At 51.6% G+C, this 7,387-nt stretch carries 7 protein-coding genes; 5 read left to right on the top strand and 2 right to left on the bottom strand.

Annotation, left to right across the window (positions count from 1 at the left end; genetic code table 11):
• Positions 1 to 370 precede the first annotated feature (370 nt).
• Together metG and GX016_01640 are read left to right on the top strand one after the other, a co-directional pair.
• Positions 371 to 2,326 (top strand): methionine--tRNA ligase, encoded by a 1,956-nt coding sequence (gene metG, locus GX016_01635; protein HHT70265.1) that lies wholly within the window; start codon positions 371 to 373, stop codon positions 2,324 to 2,326.
• A gap of 68 nt (positions 2,327 to 2,394) precedes the next feature.
• Complete coding sequence (locus GX016_01640) at positions 2,395 to 3,165, top strand: TatD family hydrolase (protein HHT70266.1); 771 nt, start codon at positions 2,395 to 2,397, stop codon at positions 3,163 to 3,165.
• A gap of 132 nt (positions 3,166 to 3,297) precedes the next feature.
• On the opposite strand, the gene GX016_01645 is transcribed toward GX016_01640, so the two are convergent.
• The gene (locus GX016_01645; protein HHT70267.1) at positions 3,298 to 4,041 is read right to left on the bottom strand and encodes a ZIP family metal transporter; all 744 of its coding nucleotides are present in this window, start codon (positions 4,039 to 4,041) and stop codon (positions 3,298 to 3,300) included.
• Between the two features lie 200 nt (positions 4,042 to 4,241).
• Here GX016_01645 and GX016_01650 point away from each other — a divergent pair, with 200 nt between their 5' ends.
• From GX016_01650 to GX016_01660, 3 genes are all read left to right on the top strand, one after another.
• Positions 4,242 to 4,664: a bifunctional nuclease family protein gene (locus GX016_01650; protein HHT70268.1), complete on the top strand. Its 423-nt coding sequence runs from the start codon at positions 4,242 to 4,244 to the stop codon at positions 4,662 to 4,664.
• A gap of 470 nt (positions 4,665 to 5,134) precedes the next feature.
• Complete coding sequence (locus GX016_01655) at positions 5,135 to 5,314, top strand: hypothetical protein (GenBank protein HHT70269.1); 180 nt, start codon at positions 5,135 to 5,137, stop codon at positions 5,312 to 5,314.
• A gap of 114 nt (positions 5,315 to 5,428) precedes the next feature.
• A complete protein-coding gene (locus GX016_01660; GenBank protein HHT70270.1) occupies positions 5,429 to 6,727 on the top strand; it encodes a DUF362 domain-containing protein in 1,299 nt (432 codons plus the stop codon).
• A 94-nt stretch (positions 6,728 to 6,821) separates the two neighbouring features.
• Here the strand turns inward: GX016_01660 and GX016_01665 are convergent.
• On the bottom strand, positions 6,822 to 7,387 hold a 566-nt coding region (locus GX016_01665), incomplete at its 5' end, for a hypothetical protein (protein ID HHT70271.1).

The following is a 7,387-nucleotide window of genomic DNA, read 5'->3' on the forward strand; positions in this document are numbered from 1 at the left end:
CGTGACACGCCACTTGACAACGGGAACATAATTTAGTAAAGTGAATGCCAAAGACTGAAGGCGATGCTGGGGAAGAGTAGGCAGAGTAAAGGCCCAAGCGAGCCGGGTAAGGTGCAAGCCGGTGCCTTAAGGCTGCTGAACATGGCCCCAAAGCTGTGGGTGGAAACCGAGAGGGAGTACACTTGGCCGGTTATTTAGGCGACCGTTATCTCGCCCCGGTACAGATGCTGTCTGTACCTGTTGAGGCGTTGTGACCGCAAGGTCTTACGCGAATCAGGGTGGTACCGCAAGCGACCCTTGCCCCTGGCTTATCCAGGGGCAAGGGCTTTTTTGTTACTTTTTGGTCAATACTAGCTTAGGAGGGTTTGACATGACAGAGAAGAAGACTTTTTATGTGACCACGCCCATTTACTATCCCAGTGATAACTTGCACATTGGCCACGCTTACACCGAGGTGGCGGCCGATGCCTTGGCCCGGTTTAAGCGGCATCAGGGCTACGATGTTATGTTTCTTACCGGGTCCGATGAGCATGGGCAGAAGATTCAACGGGTGGCGGCCCAGCAGGGAGTCTCACCCCAAGAATATGTGGACCGAATCGTGGCTGGGTTTAAGGACTTATGGCAAACTCTAGACATCAGCTATGACGATTTTATCCGCACCACCGAAGAACGCCATGTTAAGGCCGTGCAGGCAATTTTTCAGCGGTTGTTCGACAGCGGAGACATTTACAAGTCCGAATATGAAGGCTGGTATTGTGTTCCCTGCGAGACCTTCTGGACCGAACGGCAAATAACGGGGGAACATATCTGTCCCGACTGCGGTCGACCGGTGGAGCTGGTGAAAGAGGAAAGCTACTTCTTTCGGATGTCCCGTTATGCCGACCGTTGGCTGCAGTATGTGGAGGACAATCCCGATTTCATTCAGCCGTCTTCTCGTCGCAATGAGATGATCAGCTTTGTCAATCAGGGCTTAGAGGATCTGTGTGTTTCGCGGACTACATTTGACTGGGGCATTCCGGTGCCGTTTGACACCAAACACGTTGTTTATGTGTGGATCGATGCTTTGGCCAATTACATTACCGCCCTGGGCTATCCTTCGGACAATGAGGCCCAGTTCGAACGGTATTGGCCGGCGGACGTACACTTGGTCGGTAAAGAGATTGTCCGCTTCCATACCATTATTTGGCCTATGATGCTCATGGCCCTAGACCTACCGCTGCCGAAGAAAGTGTTCGGTCACGGCTGGCTAATCCTAGACAGCGGCAAAATGTCTAAATCCAAGGGCAATGTGGTGGATCCGTTGGTGCTGGTGGATAAGTACGGTGTGGATGCCATTCGCTATTTCTTGCTGCGGGAAATTCCTTTCGGTGCTGACGGCTACTATTCCGAAGACGCTCTGATCAAACGGATTAACTCTGATTTAGCCAACGACCTGGGGAACCTACTTTATCGGACGCTCACCATGATGAAAAAGTATTTCGACGGTGAGGTGCCGGTTCCCGGCCCGGAAGCAACGCCTGATGATGAACTGAAGCAGGTGGCCCAAGCAGCAGTGGCGAATGCCGAGGCAGCTATGGAGCGGCTGGAGATTAGCGCGGCTCTGGAAGCTATCTGGGAACTGGTCAAGAGAGCCAATAAGTACATTGACGAGACGGCACCCTGGGCCCTGGCCAAGGAGAAAGAACATGAGCGCTTGGCCACGGTGATGTATAATCTAGCCGAGACCGGAAGGATTTTGGCGGTGCTGTTAGTGCCTTATTTAACCTCGACGCCGCGGCTTATTTGGGAGCAGCTGGGCCAAGCCGACGATCCTAGCGCTGTGGGTTGGGATGCGGCCAAACATTGGGGTGGGCTGAAACCAGGGGCCAAAACACACCGTGGTGCTCCACTGTTTCCACGCATCGATACCGATAAGGAGGAAGAAACTGTGAGTGAGCAGAAGACAGATGTAAAGGCGGCAGAGCAACCCCAGGCGGAACCGGCGGGAGACAAGATTAGCATCCACGAGTTTGCCAAGGTAGAGCTGAAGGTGGCCGAAGTATTGGTAGCGGAGCGCGTACCCAAGTCGAAGAAACTGCTGCGCCTGGAAGTAGCCCTGGGTAAAGAACGGCGTCAGTTGGTAGCCGGCATTGGCAGGTCTTATGAACCGGAACAACTGGTAGGCAAGAAGATAGTAGTGGTGACCAACTTAGAGCCGGCCAAACTGATGGGAGTAGAATCCAACGGCATGTTGTTGGCGGCCAGCTTCCCCGGCGAAGGCGAAGACCGGGCCATCTCGCTGCTGACTGTGGATCGGCCGATCGATAGCGGGGCTTCGGTACGTTAAAGGTTACGAAAAGCTACTGCCTTTTTCGGTAAACCGGGAAAGGCAGCAGCTTTGTAAGGAGTGGTAATATGCTCATTGACAGCCATGCCCATCTGCAAGACCCGCTGCTGTTACCGGATTTGGAGGATGTTCTGGCTCGGGCACTGGCGGTGGGCGTTCAGGCGATTATCTGCCCGGGTTATGACCTGGAATCGTCCCGTCAGGCCATAAAACTGGCCGAGAAATACGCCCCGGTATGGGCAGCAGTGGGTTTACATCCGGAAAACATCGTTGACAGGGGTGAAGATGTTTTCGCCGAACTGAGGGATTTGGTCCACCATCCACAGGTGGTGGCAGTGGGAGAAATTGGCCTGGACTATGTAAACGGTGTGCCCGATCAGGAAGCACAGAAAACGGTCTTTCGGCGACAGTTGGAATTGGCCGCAACAATGAATCTACCTGCTATTATTCATAACCGGGAATCTCATGCTGATCTCCTGACAACTGTTCGGGACATAGGTCCGCTGCCGCAAGGCGGCGTGATGCACTGCTTTTCCGGCAGTAGCGAGCTGGCCAAAGAGTGTGTAAAGCTGGGGTACTATATTTCCTATGCCGGACCGGTTACATTCAAAAATGCTCGCCGTTTGCCCGGCACAGTAGCTAACGTACCGGCGGATCGCCTCCTTGTTGAGACCGACAGCCCTTATCTTTCTCCGGAACCCTACCGGGGGAAAAGAAACGAGCCGGCTCGGGTTGTTCACGTAGCGGCCAAATTGGCGGACATCTTGGGCCGTGAGCTGGAGGAGCTGGCACCGATTCTTACAGTTAACACTAAAAGGCTGTTTTACCGCCTGAAATAATGGCTGCCAGCCAGTCATTAGCAGACCGCAAGATAAGACTAAGGAGAGGGGTTGCCCGTCCACAGCAAGGATCGGAGCAACCCCTCTCAACTAGTCACAGGGTAGGTTAGAGTAGCAGTAGTTATACAGAGACTAGTCTATCCCAGGTAACAGCCAGATTAAGAGCAAGCCCAGTACAGCTCCCACTACGGCCCCAAAAGTAGCTGCATGACCTGGGCCGCCCAGTTCATGAGCTTCAGGCAGCAGCTCATCAAACGTAATATACAGCATAGCTCCGGCCGCCAGTCCCAGAGCCAAGGACAACATTGCCGGGGAGACGGCTCCCAGCACAGCTCCTGACCAGGCGCCCACGCCCATAGGCACACCGGCCAAACAACTCCACAACAAGATATGTTTATCATCAATACAGGCGGCTTTCATTGGACCACCCATGGCCATGCCTTCGGGAACATTTTGTATAGCTATGATAAGTGCCAGCCCCAGTCCTAAGTGTTCGGACACCGCATAGCCGGCTCCGATGGCCAGACCTTCAGGAAAGTTGTGCATGGCAATTCCTATTCCCAGCAGAATGCTACTTTGCATGAAACGACCTTGTTGGCTTTGGCAATCAATGGATAAAAAGTGAGAGTGGGGTAAGTATAAGTCGAGAAGCAGCAGTAACGCCACTCCCAGCAACAGTCCAACCAGAGAAACGCGGACCCCGCCTAAGCGAAGAGCTTCCGGCAAAAGATCAGCAAACACAACAGCCAGCATGATTCCACCGGAAAAGGCCAGCACAAAACTCAACGTTCGACCACGGCGATTGCCGGCAATTACAGTGATAAGACCACCAAGACCGGTGCCGACAATACCGGCTAAGGTGCCAATAGCGGTAATGGTAAAAACCGGTGACAACAGCCTCACCCCAATGAAAATGATTATATCTCTCAAACTAGTTTAACCCCAAGGCTTGCTCTCTGTCAAGCTCTTCTAATCATGGCCGCTACGGTCGTGGACTATTAGCAATAATATTACAGTGGTCCCGGTGCGGAAAAATGATATACTTAAGATAGACCCGTGAAAGGAAGTGAGGCCGGATGCCGACGTTACCAGTGGAAGTGCAGAGTGTGGCTGTGGACAGCAGTGGAAATCATGTGGTGCTCGTAAGGGAAACCAAGGGAGGAAAGTACCTGCCCATCGTCGTCGGCCCCTTCGAAGCTCAGGTCATTGCTCTTTACCTACAAGGCCTAACCACCGAGCGGCCCTTAACACACCATCTAATGGTGGATTTTTGCCGCCGAGTGGGTGCGAAGGTAGAACAAGTTGTTATCACCGACTTAAGAAACGACGTCTTTTATGCGGACGTACATGTAGATGTCAACGGAGAAGAGTTTGTCCTGGACGCTCGCCCCAGTGATGCCATGGCTCTGGCCCTGGCTTTCCAGGCACCCATGGTGATGAATTTTAAGCTGGTGGAGTTTACCGTCGACCCTGAGCAGATGAGCATTCCTCCTGAATAGGAACCGTTATTTGCTTAAGCTGCGGAAGTAATTCTTCAGGTAAGGAAGAAGAGTTGCTTCGGCAGCTTTTGTGTTGTTCACACTAAAACCTGCTTGTTGGCAGGGCTAGGGTAGCAAAAACTAATATTATATCAGTTGACTTAACCATAGTCAATAAGTATAATTAAATATAAGGGAACAATTCAGACCCGAAATGTGTCCATTCAGGGGTAATCGGAGAGTCAAAAAACTCACCTTAGTTGTCACTTTGCTCCTTCGGAATGACGGCTAATCTGTTCACTTGCCGTGCTACAGGAATCGCTGGATATTCAATAACGCCATTTACGCCTGAATAGACACCCCGAAATCGTCACGGACAGGGCGTGAACTTACACGCTTATTAACTGTAAGGATCAATGGGCCTACAGAAGCAGAACCTAAGGCCTGTTTTTTATTATGCCTCTGTTCAAAGTAGTGGGGGGTGAATACGTATGTGGCACTGTGGCCATGGTTTCGGTGACGGGACCAGAACACTTCTAAAAGTGGATCTCCGTACCGGCGAGATCCTCATCAATCATCTGGACGAATTTTGGTCCAGGAGCGATTATGTAACTTCTTCGTGGAAAGAGGAGCCCTTTAATTGGATTAAACAAGCAGGAAAAATGAAATAGAGGTAGAAGTAAGAATAAGGGGAATTAATCCTCTTATTCTGTCAGGAGGTGATAACGACTACGTTTAGGTAGCTTGAGGGTAAGATGCTGGTGATCCCGAGGGGAGGGAAGAGCATGAGTCGACCCAAGGTGGCGTTGGTAAAGGCAGAAGGGATTCAGGGGAACGCGGAGTTCATGGGTGGTCGTTTTGTTCGCTACGATCAAGACGTGGCGGCTATTCGAGCCGCGGTAAAAAAGTCGGTAGAGCTGACCATCGGTTCGCTGGATAGTATTATTCAGCCTGGAGACAGGGTTCTTATTAAACCTAACTTGGCTTTTCAAGCTCCGGCCGAGAGCTTCGCTGTGGTGGATCCGCGGACGGTGGAAGCGGTAGTGGCCTATATCAAGGAAGAGTCCAAAGCGGGAGAAGTATGGGTAGGTGACAACCCTTCACTTGGACTTCACGTGGGTCGTGCTAAACCGGCTTTTGTCGCTGCGGGCATGGAAGAGGCGGCTTATCGAGGCGGCGCCGACAAAGTTATCTACTTTGATGAAGCGGCTACAGTGGTAGTAGACATCCCACTGGCCAAGGTGTTTAAGCGAGCCGAAGTATTCCTTCCTTTCCTTGAGGCCGACGTGGTTATTAATCTCCCCAAACTGAAAGTACATTTAGCCGGCACAGTTACTTTGGGCTTGAAAAACTGGAACGGCATTATTCCTAATCGGCACCCTGACGAGCAGCAACAAGGAGCGCACCGGATCGATTTGGGACAAAAATTTGCTGACTTATACCGAGTGCGGAAGGCCGATTTGACCATTATCGACGGTATTATCGGCATGGAAGGTCAAGGACCGCATGCAGGTACACCGGTGGAGATGAATCTAATTGTTACCGGAGCTGATACTGTGGCTGTGGATGCAGTAGCCAGCTATACTATGGGCTTTGATCCGGTGGAAATACCCGCAGTTAGGATCGCTGCCAACGAAGGACTGGGTGTGGCGGATCTGGATGCTATCGAAGTGGTGGGCGAGAACAAAGACGCGGTCCGGCGTGTCTTCAAACGGCCCAACGATAACCCGGTGGGTATGTACCGGGGGTTGACGGTTATCGTTCAACAAACGTGCCCTGGCTGTTACGTCAATATTCGGGGTGCCTTAGATTCATTTAAAAACACCGGTATAGACATGGCCGAATTTGTGGACCGGAAAGGCGAATGTATCTTTGTGGCCGGGGGAGTACCTGATTTCGACCCGGCGCTGGCCCAGGACAAGAACCTGTTCGTTTGCGGCAACTGCTGGAAATATTTCCCTTCCAGTGACAAAGTGGAAGAAGCCATGAGTCGGGCCAAACGTTGCTACCTCTATCCCGGTTGTGCACCGGTATATATCTTCTCCCAGATTAACAAAGATCTCCAAACCTTGGCCCAGGACTAGGGCGGAAACAAAACCGAAAACAGTCCATAAGAAGACGCCTTAAGCTTCTGGCTTAAGGCGTCTTCACTTAGGGGAAGCGGTAAAGATGGAGTGGTTACAGTTCTAGCTTTGTGTCATAGATATAGGCGGTGGCAGCCAGATAAAGAGCCGTTATTAACACTTCGGTGGCTAGCACAAAGGCTGTTATTTGCCATAGTGCTGCTACTTGCGGGATAGCCGTGTGAGGGATATTAGCTAAATTAGTAAAACGAAAAACAAGATCGCCCGTCCCCACAGCAATTTTTCCGGCTAGCCAGAGGAGAAACAAGAAAGAAGCAAAGGTACATAGCCCCTGATATTTGCGAACGAGTCGGCCTAGGGATTGGCTCAAGAAAATGGCACTGGCCAAGAGCGCCATCCCGGCAACTATGATGAGACCAATCATTACCGCAGCCTGCAGTATCAGACTTTCTCGTTCAGACATGGCAAAGGTCAACGCCCACCGAAGATCAGCCCTACTGGTGACCTCGAAGATATAGGCGAACAGAAAAGTCATACCATAGGCCCCTGCTGTCTGGACGATAAATTCTAGCAGTATAGCCAGCAGTTTGGTGAAGAAAACGGGGCCGCCGTTTACAGGCAACGAAAGTAGCAGATAGATGCTTCCCTCGGACCATTCGC

It is taken from the genome of Bacillota bacterium (genome assembly GCA_012837285.1).
Classification (GTDB): Bacteria; Bacillota; DTU030; order DUMP01; family DUMP01; genus DUNI01.